Source organism: Roseicyclus salinarum, assembly GCF_029624655.1.
GTDB classification, from domain to species: domain Bacteria; phylum Pseudomonadota; class Alphaproteobacteria; order Rhodobacterales; family Rhodobacteraceae; genus Roseibacterium; species Roseibacterium salinarum.
In genome coordinates this window covers 41,983-59,641 of the sequence record NZ_JARRSA010000017.1, presented here as the reverse complement: position 1 = coordinate 59,641, position 17,659 = coordinate 41,983, and the positions used below count along the sequence as shown (strand labels likewise).

The following is a 17,659-nucleotide window of genomic DNA, read 5'->3' as shown; positions in this document are numbered from 1 at the left end:
CGGGATCTTCCGCACCAATGAAAGGCGCCTATTGATGACCATGTTCTCCATGAAGCCCAAGTTCGATCTTGCCGAATTTCTCGCCGTTCCGGCACCTAAAGGCAGGTCGAAAAAACGGACCATGGCGGCTGGTGGCGCGCAGCGCGGCTCCGCGGTGGTGCGGGACGCCGGCGCCGACAAGACAAAGGATGCCGATCCGCCCTCGTGACGGGCGCCGAAGACCGGCCCGCGAGGTGCGGGCCGGGATCCCGATCGGAGCGATCTTGGACCTTTACCGCATCATCTACTCGTCTCAGCCCTTCGGATACGACGAGGCGGCCCTCGCGGGCATTCTCGTCGATGCGCGACGCTGCAACGAACGGGACGGGGTGACGGGCGCCCTCGTCTGCCGCAGGGATGTCTTCCTTCAGCTGATCGAAGGCCCACGCCCCCGCGTTCTCGACACGTTCGAGCGGATCCGCCGCGACGATCGCCACGTCGACGTCGCGGTCCATCTCTCCGGCCCGGTGCCCGAGCGCCTGTTCGGGGGATGGGCGATGCTTCACGACCCCGCGGCCTCGTGGTTCGAGGCCGCGAAAGGGCGTCCCGCCGATTGGCTGGCCGCGGCAGACGCCGACGAAATTTCCGCCCTCTTCACGTCGATCGCAGCCAAGGCGACCGCCGCGCCCGCACGCTGACGGCGGGGCGGGCCGCTACTGGAGCGACGAGATGATCTCGTTTCCGCGCCGGATGCGCGCCGAGAATTCCCGCGCCATGTTCGCGAGGATGACCGTGACGATGTGCGGATCCGTCTGCGTGAGCGCCTCCAGCTGGCCCGCGGTGATGCCGTAGCAGACGACACGCTCGTCCGCGATGACGTCGGCCGAGCGCATCCCGCTTCCCAGAACCGCCATTTCGCCGAAGAACTGGCCCGGGCCGATGCAGCTGACCCGCATGGCGTCTGCCGTGCCGGCGGGAACCATGATGCTGACCGATCCGCGCGCCACGACGAAGAACATCTGTCCGTGGTCGCCGCGCGTCAGCACGCGTTCGCCGGCCTCGAACTGCATGGGATGGATGAGCGCTTCGACCTTGCCGAGCTGCGCCTCGTCCAGCCCGTTGAAGAGGTCGATGCTGCCGAGCGCGAAGCGGGTATGGTCGTAGGGCTGGCGCGTCGCCTCGAGCACCATGTCCTCGTAGATCTCGATCGCCTCGTCCACCGTCTGGAACACCCGCACGCCGTTGTTGCCCGCAAGCTGGGCCAGCATGTCGGTGGCGCCCACCACGCCCCCGCCGATCTCGGCGAAGGCGATCTCAAGGCCGCCTTCGCGGGTCCGGGCGAGGAAATCGTCGAAGAAGCGCAATGCGGCGGCGTCCACGGAATTCAGCCGCCGGAAATCGATGATCAGGAAATCCGCGGCCGCGACCGTCGCCTCGAGCTGGCGGATCATCCGTTCGGCAGAAGCGAAATAGAGCGCTCCCTGAAGTTCGACCAGGGCGATCTTCTCGCCCTCCACGCGCAGCATCTCGCGTTCGCGCGGGTTGCGGATGCGCAGGCTCGGCTGGCGGTCCGCGGTCGTCTGGCGGCGCACAACGTCCTCGACGGGCGCCGCGTTCATGAACAGGTGAAGGCCGAAATCCTTGCTGATGCGCCGGCAGGCCGCCACGCCGCGGACCGAGTTCCCGATCGGATCGAGCGGCGGTGACCAGATCGCGATGGACAGCTGGCCGGGCAGGACGGCGAGGATGCCGCCCGACACCCCGCTTTTTGCGGGAAGGCCCACGTCGTAGGACCATTCGCCGGCGTAGTCGTACATGCCGCAGGTCATCATCAGGGTCAGGACGTCGCGCACCTCGATCGGGCCGAGAAGGCGCTTGCCCGTTCTGGGATTGACCCCGTTGTTGGCGAGCGTCGCCCCCATGAGGGCAAGATCCTCGGTCGTCACCAGAAGCGAGCATTGCCGGAAATAGAGGTCGAGGACCTCCTCGGGGTCCCCGTCGATCATGCCGGAATTCAGCATCAGGTAGGCGATCGCGCGGTTGCGGTGCCCGGTCTCGACTTCCGAGCGGTAGACGGCGTCGTCCATCTCCAGCGGCCGGCCCGCGAACTCCGAGAACAACGCCTGCATCCCGGCCACGCGCGCGTCGCGCGTCTCGCCCTCCGCGAGGGACGCGATGGCGATGGCGCCCGCGTTGACCATCGGGTTGAAGGGGCGGTTCTTCTTTTCGTCGAGCACGATGGAATTGAACGCCTCGCCCGTGGGCTCCACCCCGACACGCTCGAGGATCGCCGCCTGCCCCAGCCGTCGGAGCGCCCCGGCATAGGCGAAGGGCTTGGACACCGACTGGATCGAGAAGGCGCCGCCACTGTCGCCGACGGAATAGACGTTGCCGTCGATCGTGGCGAAGGAGATCGAGAAACTGTCGGGCGCGGCCCTTGCGAGTTCCGGGATGTAGGTCGCCACCTCTCCGCCGGTCATTCCGATCAACTCGGCATGAAGCCGGTGCAAGTAATCCTTGAAAGGCGATACCTCGCTGCCTGGCATCCCCATCCTCCCGCGTCCGAACCCGGCCCGAGCTTTAGTCCTTCGTTGGATGGTGGAAAAGTTGCGGACCATGGTCCGGGAGCGTCGCAAGGGGCTGCTACGCCGCGCGCCCAATTATTAAGCCGTCTGCCGTAATAACGGGCAGTTCAAGACCGGACGGCGGGGCAGGGAATCGGCGGGGCCGGGTCAGGTCCCGACGGCGTTCGCCCCGCTTCCCGCGGGCGGCGCATCGGTCAGGCCGGCCACGAGCGAGGCCGCGGTCGTGGGCAGGGAGAGGCAGACATCGAATCCGGCATCCTCGCAGACGACGGCAAGATCCCGGGCCCGTTCCGGCACCAGCGCGACGGCGCGCACGAGGGGAAGGTCCGACTGCGCCTCGGCGGCGCGGCAGGTGCGGATGATGCCGAGGCCGGCCGCGTCCTGCGCGTCCACCCCGATCACGACGCTGTCGAGGTAGGGCGACAGCGCGCGGGCAACGGCCTCGTCCGCCGCATCGGCCGTCTGCACGCTCGCGCCGAGCCCCCTCAGCATGTCAGCCGTCGCCGTGCGGGACGCATCGTGCCCGTCGACGACGAGAATGCGGCGCCCCTCCAGCGGTGCGGTCGCGGCGTTGGCGGCCGCGTGCGGCCCGTCCTTCATCTCGGGTCGATGGCTGGCGGCGGGCATTGGCAGGACGAGGGCAATGCGCGTGCCTTCGCCCGGTGTGCTGTCGGCCTCGATGCTGCCGCCCATCGCCTGCACCAGCCGATTCACGATCGCCATCCCGAGGCCGCTGCCGCCCCTCGTCCGGGTGATGGCGGCGTCCGCCTGGCGGTAGGGCACGAAAAGCCGTTTCAACTGCTCGGGCGACATGCCGTCCCCGGTGTCGCGCAGCTCCACGCGCAGGTCGTCCTCGCCGCCGGCCACGCTCAGCGTCACGCCGCCCTCGTCGGTGAAGCGGATCGCGTTCGACAGCAGGTTCAGGAGGATCTGCTCCAGCCGGTAGTCGTCGCCGATCCTTTCGCTCAGGGTGCGGGGCAGCGACCACTCCACCGCGAGCGTTATGCCCTTGTCCCTCACCACGCCCTCCTGAAGTCCCGTGACCTTGTCCACGAGCGCCCCGAGGTCGAAGCCGCGCGGCGCGATCTCGAACGCGCCGGCGTCGAGTTTGGACATGTCGAGAAGATCGTCCAGCGTCCGCTTCATCGACTCCGCCGAGGATACGACGATCCCCAGCGTCTTGCCGACAAGCGCGTTGCCGGCGCCGCCGCCGGTCTCGACCTCGTGCAGGGCGAGGCGCGCGCCCGCCATGATCCCCGTCAGCGGCGTGCGCAGTTCGTGGCCCATGAAGGCGAAGAATTCCTCCCGCGTCCGGAGCGAGGCCTCGGCCTCGGCGAGACCGGCCTCGAGGCGTCGTCGCTCCCCGGCTTCCCGGTCGAGCGCGATGCGCTGCCGCACAAGCTCGTCCATCGTCGCGGTCAGCGCTTCCATGGTCGCGATCTCGTCATCCGTCCACTTGCGCGGTTCCGGCGCAAGGACGCAAAACGACCCGATCGCCGCGGCGCTCTCGTCATGAACCGGAAAGCCGAGGTAGGAAATGACGTCTAGGTCGCGGATCGCGAGGTTGTGGCGCAGGGTGGCGTGCTGCCGTGCGTCATGCACCACAAGCGGGCGCGAGCGGTATTTCACATGCTGGCAGAACGAATGGCTGAGCGGCGTTTCCCGCAGGCTTGCCCAGGGTTCGGGCAGGCCCGACTGGCTCTTGAAGACCTGCCTGTCCGCGGCCTCGTCTACGACGGACAGGAGTGACACCGGCGCCCCCAGCAGCTGCGATGCAAGCCGGGTCAGCCTGTCGAAGGCCTCGACAGTGGCGGGGTCGGTCAGGTCGGTGCGATGCGGCTGCGTCATCCGGGGCTCCGGCAGGGTGTTCGGCCCCTGCGTGCCGGCGCCCGTCATGCGGTTGCGTGGTGCGTCGCCCAAATGTCGCGGATCCGGGCCGCGAGGGTCATGGGATCGAAGGGTTTCGACAGGACCGCCGCCGCGCCCAGCGCATGAAGGCGGTCGATGTCGTCGCGGGCGACCTTGGCGGTCAGGAAAGCCAGCGGTTTCGTGGCGAACCCGTCAAGCCGGCGCAGGGCCCTGAACGTCTCGGGGCCATCCATGCCCGGCATCATGACGTCAAGAAGGACCAGTTGCGGGTCGATTTCCGCCGCCCGCGCCACCGCTTCCTCGCCCGACATGAAGCCGTGCACCTCGAAGCCGCCGAGACGCTCGAGGGCCAGCTCGATCAGCGGATGGACGTCGGGGTCGTCCTCGACGAACAGGATCCTCTCAAGCGTGTCCATGCGTCACCCCCCTGGTTTCAGCGCCGTTCGCGACCTTGGCCACCGCGACATGCCGCCGGCCATGAGAGACGGCGGTGTCGTCGCCGCCCGCCAGCGGGAACTCGACCCAGAACTCGGACCCCTTGCCTTCCTTCGAGATGAGGCCGACCTGCCCCCCCATCCCGGTCGCAAGCTCCCGCGTGATGGCGAGGCCGAGGCCGACGCCGCGATGGCGGCGCGCGTCGCTGGTGTCCACCTGGGCGAATTTCTGGAAAAGGATCGCCTGCTTGTCCTCGGGCACGCCGGGGCCGCGATCGATGACGCTGACCCGCGCGAGAGGCCCATTGAGGTCGGCGCGCACGGTCACGGTCCCGCCCGGCTCGGAATACTTGACCGCGTTGGACAGGAAATTGGTCAGGACCTGTATCGCGCGCTCTGCGTCCACCTTGACCATCAGCGAGTCCGGCACGTTCTGCTCCAGCTCGAGCACCACGCCATACTCGCCCGCGACGCTGCGATTGAGATCGATGGAGTGCCGCACCACCTCGCCGAGGGGCTCGTCGGCGAGCACGATCTCCATCTTGCCCTGCGTCAGCTTCTCCAGGTCGAGCATGTCGTCGATCATGACGCCAAGCCGCTTGGCATTGCTGACGGCCGCCTCGACGAGGGCCGTGCCGTCTGCCTCGAGCGTGCCGATGACGCCGCCCTTCAGAAGCGAAAGCGTGCCGCTTATCGACGTCAGGGGGGTGCGCAACTCGTGGCTGACCGTGGCCAGGAACTCCGACTGCATCCGCTCCACCTTCTTGCGCTCGGTGATGTCGCGGACGATGCCGATGAAGATGCGGTCCTGTCCCGGGCCTTCCTCGATCTCGGACACGGCCAGCTCGATCGGGAAGACTTCCCCGTTGCTGCGGACCGCCTCGAACTGGCTGATCTTGCCCATGACCTTGGGCGCGCCGCCGCCGATGTAGTTGCGCAGATACTGGTCGTGCTGAACGGAATGTTTCCGGGGCATGATCATCGAGATGGACTGCCCGATGAATTCCTCGGACGTGTAGCCGAAGATCTCCTCGGCCGCGCGGTTGCACGAGAAGATCTTGCCATCGCTGTCGATGGCGATGATCGCATCGACGACGTTGTTGAGGATCGCCTCGGTGTGCTGCGCCGCCCGGCGCAACTTTTCGTTGAACTGCCGCTCGTCCGTGACGTCGCGCGTCACGCCGGTCACGCGGACGTGTTCGCCGCGCTCGCGGACGATACGCGCCATGGACGACAGTATCCGCTCGCCACGCTTGGGATGAGTGACGCGGAACTCGAAATTGAAGTCGCCCCAATGCGCCTCGTCCAGCCGCGTGAAGGCATCCGACAGGATCAGGGCGTCTTCGGGATGGACGCTCTCGAGCCATTTCGAGGCGATGTCGCACCCGGGGTCCATCCCGTGCAGTTCGTAATTCTGGTCGTTCCACTCGATCTGGCCGGTGCCGGTGTCGAAGGCCCAGATGCCCATCTCGGCAACCTCGGTCGCAAGCTGCAGCCGTTCCAGCGATTGCTCCAGCGCGCGGCTCGTCTCGCGCCGGGCCGTGACGTCGTTCTCGATCGCGATGAAGCCGGTATGGTTGCCCTCCGCGTCCCATATCGGGTTGCAGCGCAGTTCGATCCAGTAGGGGCGGCCGTCCTTCGTGTGGTTCAGCAGCTCGACATGGAAGCTCTGCCGCCGCGCAAGACTGGTGCGTATGTTTTCCAGCGTCGCCTCGGTCGGGCGGACCTTCTGAAGGATCTTGCCGGGGATCTTGCCGCGCATGTCCTCCAGCGAATAGCCGGTCAGCTTCTCGAAGGATTCGTTGACCCAGGTGACACGGCCCTCCACATCGGTCACGACCACGCCGTTCGTCGTCTGGCGCGCCACCTGCGACAGGAGATCGAGCTGCGCGGTGCGTTCGCGAACGCGCTCTTCCAGCTCGCGCGCCAGCTTTTCCTGCGCGTTGAACATCTGTCCGAGGCGTTCGTACAAGGCGCGAAGGGTGTTCGCGACGACGTCGTATTCCACGATATTCGTGACCGGGGGGATCCGGGGACGCCGCCCCGAGGCGATCGCGGGGGCAAGGTCGATGCCGAGGACCGCGAGCTGCGCGAGGGGCCGTGACAGCCAGTTGATGAACATCCGCGACAGCAGGATCACGAAGGCCACGGATACGGCCAGAAGCAGGAGGCTCTGGCGCGCGTCGTTCTCGAGGATGTTGATCAGCGCGGCTGCGGCGAACTCCACCCGGACCTCTCCGCCCTCGGGCGACGAAAGCGGCAGCCGCATCAGGTAGCGGCCCTCGCGGGACCGGAGCATCTCGGCCATCTCGCCGGTCGGCTCCCATTGTTCGAGGCGCGAGGCGTCGGTGAAGATCACGCCGTCGTCCCCGAAGCTTCGGGTGGTTCCGACAAGGTCCTCGTGGGATCCGTCCGGTCCCGCGATCGCGATGGAGAAGTTCCTCAGCGACCCGAATTCGTCGCTCGACGCGCTCAGCATCCGGGTCAGTTCGGCCGTCATCGCCGTGCGGGCGACAGCTTCTCCGGCGCGGTCCTCCTGCGCGATCAGGGTGTATTGGCCGATCGTCGACATCGCGAAGGAAAGACGGTCCACCGTGCGCTGGTAGCCTCGCCGGTTGTCCAGCGTGACCAGCGCGGCGGCCGAGAAGATCGCGACGAACGACATGACGTAGAACAGCGCCGTACTGAACGAGACCTTCGGCAGATCGAAGCCGAGGGACGGCCAGACCATGCGCAGCAGCGTCAGGATCAGACCGGCGGCGACGGCGTTGAAGACACCGTTGATCGCCTGTTTCAATCCGATGAAGGCGGCGCTTCCGAACGCCATGTCCAGAGCGCCGCCATAGGTCAGCAGGACGAGGGGAAAGCCGATGAGCACCCAGAAGGCGGCATCCAGAAGCGCGATGTTGTCGAAGCGCCGCAGGAGCAGGCCCACGAAAAGGACCTCGAACGTGAAGATCAGCAGGGCGTAGGGGTGGCCCCACGCGAACAGCGTCACGGAGGCCCCGACGGCCGCGATCGCCACGCCTGCCCACAGGCCGATCACACGCAGGGCCACGAGGGCGGCGATGGAGCCGAACACGAACGAGATCGAGTTGAACAGGGACAGGCTGAACACGAAGCCGCAGATCGCAAGAGCTGCCATCACGGCGCTGAGCGTCAGTTTGAGGGCCATCGAGGTTCTCTCCGAATTCAACGAAGAGCTGAACTGACCTCGGTTTGAGACATATTTAAGGAGAAGGTATGAAAACGCCGAAGTATCGCGGAACGGCCATTGCGCGCCTGCCTTGCCTCAGTCGCGCAACAGACGTCCGGGCGCGGACCTTGCGAGGGCGAACTTCCCCAGACGCGCCGCGTGCCATGCAAGCGTCTGGTTGCTGCTGAGAACCGGAAGCCCCGTCTCGGCCTCCAGCCTGTCGATCACCGCGAGCGTGCGCATGTTGGTGCATGAGAGGAAAAGACAGTCGACCGTCGCGGACCTTGCCGCCTCGAGGCCCGCGGCGACGATGCTTTCGGGATCGATGCGGGCGACGTTGGCCTCCAGCTTCTCGCCGAAGGAGATCGAGACCGGCACCTCGAAGCCCGCGGCGGCAAAGGCCGCGCGGATCGGTCCGGCGACGGTTGCGATGTAGGGCGAGACGATGCCGACGGACCGCGCGCCGACATGGCCGAACGCCTCCAGCGCGGCGGTCAGAGGCGTCGTGACATGCGTCGTGCGCCGGACCGCACGCAGCGTCGCCTCGACGCGCGCGGGCCCGATCAGCGTCGTTCCCGACGTGCAGGCATAGGCGATGACGTCGAAGGGCACGTCCGGCAGAAGGCTCACGGCGCCGCCGAGGTCGCAGCCCATTCTCTCGATGGTCTCGGGCGTGAGTTCGGTTCCCGAGGCGATGCGCGTGACATGCAGCTGCACCGCGTCGCCGGGGATGAGGCGCCCGAGGTCCTGTTCGCTCGTCTCGTCGACCTGAAGGACCACGATGCCGATCCTTGGAAGCGCCTCGCCATCAGGCGTCAGCCTGTAAGCGAAATCGCTCATGGGGCGATCACCGGAAGCTGCGCCGGCGCGCGGGGCGACAACAGCTCGCATCCTTCGGCCCGGAGCACGATGTTCTCCTCGTGGACCATGATCCGGCCCGGCGCGATCTCCACCCCCGGCTCGAGCGTCAGGACCATCCCCTCACGCAGGGGCGTGTCGTCCCGCTCCGTAAGCGATGGCCATTCCGTCAGCGCGATCCCGAGGCCGTGGCCGAGCCTGCCGCCAAGCGGTATCTGACCGGCCTCGCGCAGGCTGTCGTGCATGATCCGGTGCAGATCGCTCGCGCGCAGTCCCGGCGCCGCCTTGCCGAGCGCCGCGTCGGTGGCCTCATGCAGCGCGGCATGTGCACGCTGCGCCGCCGCGTCGACCCGTCCGACGGCGTAGTTCCTGTCGAAGTCGCAGAAATAGCCGTTCCGCACCGCCCCGCAGTCCAGCATCAGGACGTCGCCCGCGGCAAGCGGCCGGCCGTCGGCTGGCGATATCACGTCGCCGTAACCGCCCGGCCCCGCGCCCCCCGCGAGATACGACACCCAGTCTGCGCCTTCCTCGAGAAGGGCGATCTGGAAGGACCGGAAGACCTCGGCGAGGGGCCGGCCCGCACGGGTGAACTCGGGCACCCGCGCGAAGGCCGCGCCCGCGATCGAGCAGGTCTTGCGGATCAGGCCGATCTCGCCCTCCGACTTGATCTCGCGGACGCGGCGCACGGGGTCCGTCGCGTCGGCGAAGCTGCGCCCGCCGATCCCCGCGGCCACGCGCGCATGATCCGCAAGCGGCATCCGCAGTTGCGTCTCGGGGCCCATGGGAACGCCGATGCGTCCGCCATCGGGGACAAGGTCGCAAAGCGTGCCCGACAGAAGCGTGACGCCGTCATCGACGGGGTCCGGCGCATTCCAGCTGCGGATCTCCGTGATCCAGGTGCGCGCCATCAGATCGCGGCCGATGGCCGGGATCACGGCCACGGGCGCGCCGCGCGCCGGCACGACGAGAAACCATGGCCGCGTCGGGCTTTCCCAGAAGCGGGTCAGAAACCCCGTGACGTAGAAGATGTCGGACGCGGTCGTGAGTAGAAGCGCGTCGAGCCCGGCATCGGCCATCGCGGCCTGCAGCCCGGCGCAGCGCGCGCTGAACTCGTCCGCGCGAAGGACCGCACCGTCATCCAACTTCGGGCCCTTCGCTCAGGATCGCCAGCACCCGCGCGTCCGAAGGCATGTCGGGAAGCCCGTGGATCAATGCGGCCAGTCCCGCCGCCCCGGACGGCGTCGTCCCGATCCCCATCCGTGCGAGGCGCCGCACCGCGTCCGCCGCATCCGCCTCGTCGATCGTCACGAAGGTGTCGGCGTCCCGCGCAAGGCCCGCCAGCGCGATCATCGACGGCGTCTTGCAATCGAGCCTGCCCATCGACGACACCGGACCTTCCGTGGTGACGATGCCGCCCGCCCTGGCGCTGTCGATCAGCGCGGGTGCGGCCTGCGGTTCGACGACGACGATGGTCGGCGCGTCGCCCCAGACCTTGCGCGCATGGGCGGCCACAGCGGCGGCCATGCCGCCCACGCCTGCCTGCAGGAGGATATGGGTCGGCGCCTGCCGCATCTGCGCGGCCATCTCGGCCGCCATCTGGAGGTAGCCCTCCATCACGGCATGCGGCATTTCGGTGTAGCCGGGCCACGAACTGTCGGACAGCAGTGTGGCGCCCTCGGCGTCGGCGGCGCGCTCGGCCGCGGCCATGCTGTCCTCGTAGGTCTCGCCCGTGCGGCGGACCTCGGCGCCCTTGGCGCGCAACCGGTCCTCGAAGCCATGCGGCACCGATGCCGAAAGATACACGATCGCACGCGCGCCGAACAGGCGGGCCCCGGCGGCGACGGACAGGCCGTGGTTCCCCGCGCTCGCGGTCACGAAGGCGCGGTCCGACAGGACGTCCGCCCAATCTCCGTCGCCGCCGCGCGCAAGCGCCGCCTCGCGCGCGATGGCGTAGGCCGCGCCAAGCGCCTTGAAGCTGCCAAGCCCCATGCGCCCCCGCTCGTCCTTGAGGCTGAGCGCGCCGACCCCGCAGTCGCGCGCAAGATCGGGCAGGTCGAGCATCGGTGTCGCCCCATGCGCCGGGCAGAGCGCCAGAAGCTCGCCGACCGGCGCCTCGTCGTCGGCGGGCATCGGTGCGAGCGAGGGGATGCCCCGCCCTCTCAGCGCGTTCGTCCAGAAATCCACCGCGTCGCCCCCTGCAGCCCGGACGGAACCCTAGCAGGGAATGCCGCGGCGGCCAAAGCCCGCGTGGTGTCCGGGCATGACTGCGCCCGGCAGGGGCGGAAGACTTATCCGACCTGTGACGAAACGGACGCGAATCCGTTACGCTGGCGGTTGTGGTTCCCGCTCGGTCACGACAACAGGGGATCGAACTCAAGGACCTGCACGCGCGGCTCGGGGCCACCTTCGTCTTCGTCACCCACGACCAGATCGAGGCGATGAGCCTCGCCGACCGGATCGTGATCATGTCCGAGGGCCGGATCGAGCAGATCGGCACGCCGATGGATCTCTATGGACGGCCGGCCAGCGCCTTCGTGGCCGAGTTCATCGGGGCGCCTCCGATGAAAGTCTGCGACCTCGGCTCGCCCGCCGGGCAGGCGATCGCGTCGCTCGGGATGGCGGCGGCCACGGGTGCGGCTTCGGTCGGCATCCGGCCCGAGGCGCTCAGGCTGGCCGACGCGGGACCTGCCGCGAAGGTGACGCTGGTGGAGGCCCTCGGGGCAGAGACGCTTGTGCATCTGCGGCTGGGCGAGGACCGTCTCGTGCTGCGCGCCGGTCATGGCACGCGCCCAGCGCCGGGCCAGATCGTGCACCTTTGGGCGGACCCTCTCGGCGTGGCATGGTTCGATGCCGAGCGCCGCGCGCTTCGCGCCTGATCGCGCCGCGGGCGGAACCCGCGCCACGGCGGTCTTCCCAACGCCCTCAAGCCGATCAGGAAACCGATCACGGCGCTTATGGGCTTCATGTTGCCGGCGTGGTCTGCGACCCTCTCCTTCGGCAGGCAGGATGAAGCGGATGCGCGGCGACACGCGAACGGATGGACACGGTGGGCGATTTCGGCACTTGTGGCTTGCCGCGCTGGCCGTGCCGGTCCTCGTGGCCGCGATCCTTCTTGCGGTGCGTTTCGCCGACCGCATCGACCAGGCGGCGATCGAGGCGTGGGTCGCGTCGGCCGGCGCCTGGGGGCCGCTGGCGGTGATCGGGCTCATGATCGTCGCCGTCGTCGCGAGCCCGCTTCCAAGCGCGCCCATCGCCATGGCGTCCGGCGCCGCCTACGGCCATTACGCCGGCACCGCCTATGTCGCGATCGGGGCCGAGATCGGCGCCTTGATCGCCTTCCTGATCGCACGGGGTCTCGGCCGCAGCGCGGTCGAGCGCCTTCTCGGGGACAAGGCCGATTACGGCCTTCTGGGGTCGCAGAACGCCCTCACGCTCACCGTTTTCGTCAGCCGCCTCCTGCCCTTCGTGTCCTTCGACGCGATGAGCTACGCCGCGGGCCTGAGCCAGCTTCACGCCTGGCGCTTCGCGCTTGCCACGCTCGCCGGAATCCTCCCCGCGAGCTTCGTCCTCGCCCATCTCGGAAGCGCGGCGATGCAGGGCGATTTCGGGCGGTCGGGCTGGATTGCCGCCGGACTTGGCATCGCGACCGCGGTTCCGCTGCTGTTCCTCGCCGTCCGCAGGACCTCGCGGCGCGGACGGGACGCCGCGCGGAGACGAGCGGAGGAGCCCGGCGACCGCAGCCCTTGACCTTCCCATGACTGGAAGGTTTAGATTGGGTGTCCAAAGGAGACTCCCATGCCCTCGGACAGCCACGATCACCACCATCGTCATCACCACACCGATCACGGGACGCCCGGCGCCAATACCGCGACCGACCCCGTCTGCGGAATGCAGGTCGAGAAGACGGAAGGGGCGCGGACGCGGGATTACGGCGGCGAGACGTTCTGGTTCTGCTCTGACCGCTGCCTGACTTCCTTCGAGGCCGACCCGCATTTCTACGCCTCGGGCAACGCGGCGAACCGGGCGCCGGCCGCACGTCCCGATGCCGTCTGGACGTGCCCGATGCATCCCGAGATCGTCCGCGACGGGCCGGGAAGCTGCCCGATCTGCGGCATGGCGCTGGAGCCGGTGGTTCCGACCGACGAGCCGAGCGAGGAACTGGCCGATTTCACCCGGCGCATGTGGATCAGCGCCGCGGCCGCCGTGCCGCTCATCATCCTGACGATGGGCGAGATGGTGGCGCTCGACGTGCGCAGCTGGATCGGCCACCGGCTGGCGGTCTATGTCGAATTCGTGCTGGCCACGCCAATCGTCCTGTGGGCGGCGCTGCCGTTCTTCCGGCGGGGCTGGGACTCGATCCGCACCATGTCGCCCAACATGTGGACGCTGATCACGCTCGGCGTCTCGGCGGCCTACGTCTATTCGCTTTTCGCGACCTTCGCCCCCGGCGTCTTTCCCGAGGAATACCGGATGGGCGAGGGCGTCGGCACCTATTTCGAGGCCGCCGTCGTGATCGTCGCGCTGATCTTCGTGGGGCAGGTGCTGGAACTGCGCGCCAGGGAACGGACGGGCGACGCGATCCGCGCGCTTCTGGATCTCGCGCCCAAGACGGCGCGGCGGATCCTGCCCGACGGTACCGAATATGACGCGCCGCTCGAGAACATCGTCGAGGGCGACCTTCTGCGGGTGCGGCCCGGCGACAGCGTGCCCGTGGATGGCGAGGTGGTGGAGGGACGCTCCTCCATCGACGAAAGCATGATCACGGGCGAGCCGGTTCCGGTGGAGAAGACCGGGGGCGACCGCGTCACCGGCGGCACGATCAACAAGAACGGCACGCTTGCGATCCGCGCGACGCAGGTGGGTTCGGATACGGTGCTGTCGCAGATCGTAGAGATGGTCGCCGGCGCCCGCCGTTCCCGTGCGCCGATCCAGGGACTTGCCGACAAGGTCTCGGCGATCTTCGTGCCGACCGTGGTGGCTGTGGCGATCATCGCCTTCTTCACGTGGCTTTCCGTCGGCCCCGAGCCCGCGCTTGCCTTCGCCATCGCCTCGTCCGTCTCCGTCCTCATCATCGCGTGCCCCTGCGCGCTGGGCCTCGCCACGCCGATCTCGATCACGACGGCGGCTGGACGCGGTGCACAGGCGGGCGTCCTCATCAAGGACGCCGAGGCGCTGGAGCGCATGGCGCGCGTCGATACGGTAATCGTCGACAAGACCGGGACGCTGACCGAGGGCAAGCCGCGGCTCACCGACGTCGCGGCACTGGAGGGACACGACGAGGCCGAGGTTCTGACCCTCGCCGCGGCGCTCGAGCGCGGATCGGAGCATCCGCTTGCGGAGGCGATCGTGGAGGGCGCGGCCGGACGCGGCGTCGATGCGCCCCGTGCCGAGGACTTCGACGCGGTGACCGGCAAGGGCGTGCGCGGCCGCGTCTCGGGCCGTGTCGTGGCGCTTGGCAACCGGGCGATGATGGAGGAGATGGGCCTTGGCACCGCGGGTGCGGAGGACGCCGCCGACGCCCTTCGTGCCGAGGGCAAGACGGTGATGTTCGTCGCGGTGGACGGCGGCCTTGCCGGCATCGTCGCGGTCGCCGACCCGATCAAGGAGAGCACGGCGGGCGCGATCCGCGAGCTCCATGCGCTGGGGCTTCGGGTCATCATGGCCACCGGGGACAACCAGAGGACCGCCGAGGCCGTCGCCCGGCAGCTTGGCATCGACGAGGTGCGCGCGGGCGTGCTGCCCGAGGACAAGAAGGCGCTGGTGGACGAATTGCACGCGAACGGGGCGAGCGTCGCGATGGCCGGCGACGGGGTGAACGACGCCCCGGCGCTGGCCGCCGCCGACGTCGGCATCGCGATGAGCACCGGCGCCGACGTGGCGGTGGAAAGCGCGGGGATCACCCTGCTGCGGGGTGACCTCGTGGGCCTCGTCCGCGCCCGCAAGCTCGCGAAGGCGACGCTGCGCAACATCAAGCAGAACCTGTTCTTCGCGTTCGCCTACAACGCGGCGGGCGTGCCCATCGCGGCCGGTATCCTATACCCGTTCGTGGGCCTCCTCCTGTCGCCGATGATCGCTGCGGCAGCGATGAGCCTGTCCTCCGTCTCGGTCATCTCGAACGCGCTCAGGCTGCGGCGGGTGCGCCTGTGATGCGGCGGCAGAGGCGAAGTCCCGGGCGGCTCGAGGGTCTTTTCGGTGGTTGCCGGGGCGGGACGACCCTGCCTGTAGGGGCGCGAATGTTTTTTCGCATCGCGGGAACCCGACCGCACATCGCTGTCGACCGATGTCGTGCATCGGCAAGCCCTTGCCTATCAGTGCTCCTGTGTACGAAGTTTGGGCGGGAAGCGATCATTCGCTGCGAACGCGGCGCGAGCTGGCCGGAAAATCGGAAGCAGACCCGCAAGATTGCAACGCCGCAGGTCGGCCACCAGCCCACTCCCGTCATTGCAAGCGAAAGATTGCAATGGTTCGAGAGCGGCTGTCCGAACAGCCGCTCCCTCCTGAATGCTGGACGGTGCCCTATTCCGCTCATCTTCAGACGGATCGGATCTCGGAAGAGAGAGCGACCATAGGTCTGCGTTCCGAGGCGAATGCCTCAGCTTGTGCAGAACTCGCAGGTTGTTTCCTCGAAGAAGGCACCCCGCGCTTCCACGGGCAGCGAGGATAGGCCGGCACCGGTCCAGTCGGCCTCAAGCCGGTAGAGGGCCTTGGCATCGATGCCATGCCCGAAGATGTAGGCTTCGACATAGCCCTCGTTCTTCGCTTCGAGCACGATGAAATGGACGCCGTTGATCTCCACGGAATCGATCTCGCGGATATCCAAGGTTTCGAGCAAACCATTGGATGCGCCGGACACGGGTTCGTTCGTCCGGATCGCGAACTGGTCCGCCGAAGCGGCGCAGGTCGTGGCGAAGACGAGGGTGATCGCGGCCTGGGTCAGTTTCGTGAGTTTCATGTCTCGCTTCCTTTTGGGGTCGGGTTCAGTATCATTTGCCCGGCAGGGTATCTTCTTAGGACAGGCCAATACCGAGATGCGGGGCGGTGATGGCCTTGATCGGAGGTCGGGGAGGCGCGTTTCGTCAAACGAAGAGACTCGAAATCCTCTGAAATCGACCTTGGGACAGCGGTTCTCGATCGCTCCGTCGGGCGGCTTTTTTCCCATGATGGCAAGGAGCTGGACCTGCGGCACCAGTCGCGCGAGGTGCTCATGGCACTTGCAAGGGTGCCGGGTGAAACGGTCAGCCAGGATGCGCTGATCGAAGTGGTCTGGCAGGGCCGCGCGGTAACCATTGACAGCGTCGCGCAATGCATCGCCGAGATTCGGCGAGCCCTGGAGGACAAAGACAAGCGCATCGTCGAAACCGTGCCGCGCAAGGGGTATCGGCTGGTCCCGCCCGCCGCCGCACCTGTTCGGTCGCCACGGTCGCGAAGGCTGGCCCTGCTCATCGTCATGGTGCTCGGCCTCTGCGGCCTTGCCTTCACCCTGCTGCGACCCGCTGCACCGCCAGGGCCGCCGGTGATCGCAATCCTACCGTTCGACGATGTGAGCCCGCCGGAATACCAAGGCTACCTGAGCGACGCGGTAAGCGACAGCATCACGACCCTGCTGGCACGCTATCCGCAGTTTCTGATCATCTCCCAGCGGTCCAGCTTCACCTTCCGCGACTCCGAACTCGCCGTGTCTGAAATCGCCGATCGGCTCGGCGCCGATTACGTGCTGGAAGGCAGCCAGCAATACGACGGGACGCGCGTGCGCACGACGGCCCGGCTCATCGACGGAGTGACGGAGGGGAACCTCTGGGCCGACGAATTCGACGTGCCCCTGGACGGGCTGTTGCGCGCGAGCAGTCGGATCAGCCGCAGGATCGCCAGCGCGGTGGGGGAAACGGTCGTCGACATGGCCGAGCCCCGAATGGCGGACGGTGATGTCAACGCCCTGCTGATCTCGAACGCGGCACAAAGCCGGATCATGAGGAATTTCTCGCGGGATAGCCTCCTGATCAACATCGCGGAGCAGGAGCAATCCATCAGGGACTATCCCGAGTCCGCTTGGGGCCCACTGGGCCAGGCCCTGTCGCTTCGCATCGGGCTGCGCTACGGCTGGGTCGAAGGGGATGAGGACGCGATCCGCCAGCGGATGGACGAACTTGCCCACAGGGCCGTGGAACTCGACCCGAACAATTTTCTCGCCTTTCACGCGCTGGGGCGCGTGCTGATGTTCAACCGCGATGTCGAAGGCGCCATCAGCGCCTTTCGCCGCGCGGTGGACTTGAACCCGTCGTCATCATTCGCCCGGAACGCCCTGGCGCAAGCGCTGGCCTTTGTCGGAAACACGGAAGACGCGCTCGAAGAGATCGCCGCCATCGAGTTGATCGATCCGATCTACGGGCATGATACCAACTGGACCAAGGCACGGATCCAGTGGCAGATAGGCGACTGCCAGGAGGCGCTCGACACATTCACAGCCGAGCCTGCGATGCCCGTGGCCGCGAACAAGACGCTGGCCGCGATTCACCACTGCCTTGGCAACACGGACAGGGCCGAGGCCGCGATTGAGGCCTTCCTTGAAGAGAACCCCAACTGGACAGTGGCGCGGGAACGGGCGGTCATCACAGGCATGTGGACGGCGCCGGGTCTGGCACATCGCTGGCTGGCAGCGCTGGAAGCAGCGGGCATGCCCCTGTGAGATGCGCACGGGCAATATTGCGAACTCGTCCCCCGGTTCTTTTTGGCAGCGCCAA

14 protein-coding genes are annotated in these 17,659 nt (G+C 67.7%); 6 read left to right on the top strand and 8 right to left on the bottom strand.

Annotated elements, in window-relative coordinates:
• The first annotated feature begins 31 nt into the window (after positions 1-31).
• Together P6F26_RS12540 and P6F26_RS12535 are read left to right on the top strand one after the other, a co-directional pair.
• Entirely contained in the window at positions 32-208 is a 177-nt protein-coding gene (locus P6F26_RS12540) for a hypothetical protein (RefSeq protein WP_278029035.1), read from the top strand.
• Positions 209-263: 55 nt separating this feature from the next.
• Entirely contained in the window at positions 264-677 is a 414-nt protein-coding gene (locus P6F26_RS12535; protein ID WP_278029034.1) for a BLUF domain-containing protein, read from the top strand.
• A 15-nt stretch (positions 678-692) separates the two neighbouring features.
• Here P6F26_RS12535 and glsA read toward each other — a convergent pair whose 3' ends face one another.
• The 7 genes from glsA to P6F26_RS12500 all read right to left on the bottom strand — a co-directional run bounded on the left by glsA (position 693) and on the right by P6F26_RS12500 (position 11,051).
• Entirely contained in the window at positions 693-2,525 is a 1,833-nt protein-coding gene (gene glsA, locus P6F26_RS12530; protein WP_278029033.1) for a glutaminase A, read from the bottom strand.
• 186 nt (positions 2,526-2,711) lie between these two features.
• A complete protein-coding gene (locus P6F26_RS12525; protein ID WP_278029032.1) occupies positions 2,712-4,412 on the bottom strand; it encodes an ATP-binding protein in 1,701 nt (566 codons plus the stop codon).
• Between the two features lie 44 nt (positions 4,413-4,456).
• Complete coding sequence (locus P6F26_RS12520; protein WP_278029030.1) at positions 4,457-4,849, bottom strand: response regulator; 393 nt, start codon at positions 4,847-4,849, stop codon at positions 4,457-4,459.
• Positions 4,836-8,042, bottom strand: a complete 3,207-nt coding sequence (locus P6F26_RS12515) for a PAS domain S-box protein (protein WP_278029029.1) — start codon at positions 8,040-8,042, stop codon at positions 4,836-4,838. Before P6F26_RS12515 ends, P6F26_RS12520 begins: the two co-directional genes overlap by 14 nt.
• A gap of 117 nt (positions 8,043-8,159) precedes the next feature.
• A complete protein-coding gene (locus tag P6F26_RS12510) occupies positions 8,160-8,903 on the bottom strand; it encodes a maleate cis-trans isomerase family protein (protein ID WP_278029028.1) in 744 nt (247 codons plus the stop codon).
• Positions 8,900-10,063 carry a M24 family metallopeptidase gene (locus tag P6F26_RS12505; RefSeq protein ID WP_278029027.1) on the bottom strand — a complete coding sequence of 388 codons (1,164 nt, stop codon included), beginning with the start codon at positions 10,061-10,063 and terminating at the stop codon, positions 8,900-8,902. The genes P6F26_RS12510 and P6F26_RS12505 overlap by 4 nt, the downstream gene beginning before the upstream one ends.
• Entirely contained in the window at positions 10,056-11,051 is a 996-nt protein-coding gene (locus tag P6F26_RS12500; RefSeq protein WP_278029052.1) for a pyridoxal-phosphate dependent enzyme, read from the bottom strand. Before P6F26_RS12500 ends, P6F26_RS12505 begins: the two co-directional genes overlap by 8 nt.
• A gap of 206 nt (positions 11,052-11,257) precedes the next feature.
• On the opposite strand from P6F26_RS12500, the gene P6F26_RS12495 reads away from it, so the two are divergent.
• The 3 genes from P6F26_RS12495 (at position 11,258) to P6F26_RS12485 (ending at position 15,068) form a co-directional block, all read left to right on the top strand.
• Positions 11,258-11,797, top strand: a complete 540-nt coding sequence (locus P6F26_RS12495; protein ID WP_278029026.1) for a TOBE domain-containing protein — start codon at positions 11,258-11,260, stop codon at positions 11,795-11,797.
• 139 nt (positions 11,798-11,936) lie between these two features.
• Complete coding sequence (locus P6F26_RS12490) at positions 11,937-12,668, top strand: TVP38/TMEM64 family protein (RefSeq protein ID WP_278029025.1); 732 nt, start codon at positions 11,937-11,939, stop codon at positions 12,666-12,668.
• 48 nt (positions 12,669-12,716) lie between these two features.
• On the top strand, positions 12,717-15,068 hold the full coding sequence (locus P6F26_RS12485; protein ID WP_278029024.1) for a heavy metal translocating P-type ATPase: 2,352 nt from the start codon (positions 12,717-12,719) through the stop codon (positions 15,066-15,068).
• A gap of 445 nt (positions 15,069-15,513) precedes the next feature.
• Here the strand turns inward: P6F26_RS12485 and P6F26_RS12480 are convergent, their stop codons facing one another.
• Positions 15,514-15,873 carry a hypothetical protein gene (locus P6F26_RS12480; RefSeq protein WP_278029023.1) on the bottom strand — a complete coding sequence of 120 codons (360 nt, stop codon included), beginning with the start codon at positions 15,871-15,873 and terminating at the stop codon, positions 15,514-15,516.
• A gap of 153 nt (positions 15,874-16,026) precedes the next feature.
• Between P6F26_RS12480 and P6F26_RS12475 the strand changes: the two genes are divergently transcribed.
• Positions 16,027-17,604, top strand: a complete 1,578-nt coding sequence (locus tag P6F26_RS12475) for a winged helix-turn-helix domain-containing protein (protein WP_347403043.1) — start codon at positions 16,027-16,029, stop codon at positions 17,602-17,604.
• The last annotated feature ends 55 nt before the right edge of the window (positions 17,605-17,659 follow it).

Coding starts and splice junctions, on each gene's coding strand:
- glsA (WP_278029033.1), bottom strand. CDS start 2,525: ATGCCAGGCAGCGAGGTATCGCCTTTCAAGGATTACTTGCACCGGCTT.
- P6F26_RS12525 (WP_278029032.1), bottom strand. CDS start 4,412: ATGACGCAGCCGCATCGCACCGACCTGACCGACCCCGCCACTGTCGAG.
- P6F26_RS12520 (WP_278029030.1), bottom strand. CDS start 4,849: ATGGACACGCTTGAGAGGATCCTGTTCGTCGAGGACGACCCCGACGTC.
- P6F26_RS12515 (WP_278029029.1), bottom strand. CDS start 8,042: ATGGCCCTCAAACTGACGCTCAGCGCCGTGATGGCAGCTCTTGCGATC.
- P6F26_RS12510 (WP_278029028.1), bottom strand. CDS start 8,903: ATGAGCGATTTCGCTTACAGGCTGACGCCTGATGGCGAGGCGCTTCCA.
- P6F26_RS12500 (WP_278029052.1), bottom strand. CDS start 11,051: ATGCCCGCCGACGACGAGGCGCCGGTCGGCGAGCTTCTGGCGCTCTGC.
- P6F26_RS12490 (WP_278029025.1), top strand. CDS start 11,937: ATGCGCGGCGACACGCGAACGGATGGACACGGTGGGCGATTTCGGCAC.
- P6F26_RS12485 (WP_278029024.1), top strand. CDS start 12,717: ATGCCCTCGGACAGCCACGATCACCACCATCGTCATCACCACACCGAT.
- P6F26_RS12480 (WP_278029023.1), bottom strand. CDS start 15,873: ATGAAACTCACGAAACTGACCCAGGCCGCGATCACCCTCGTCTTCGCC.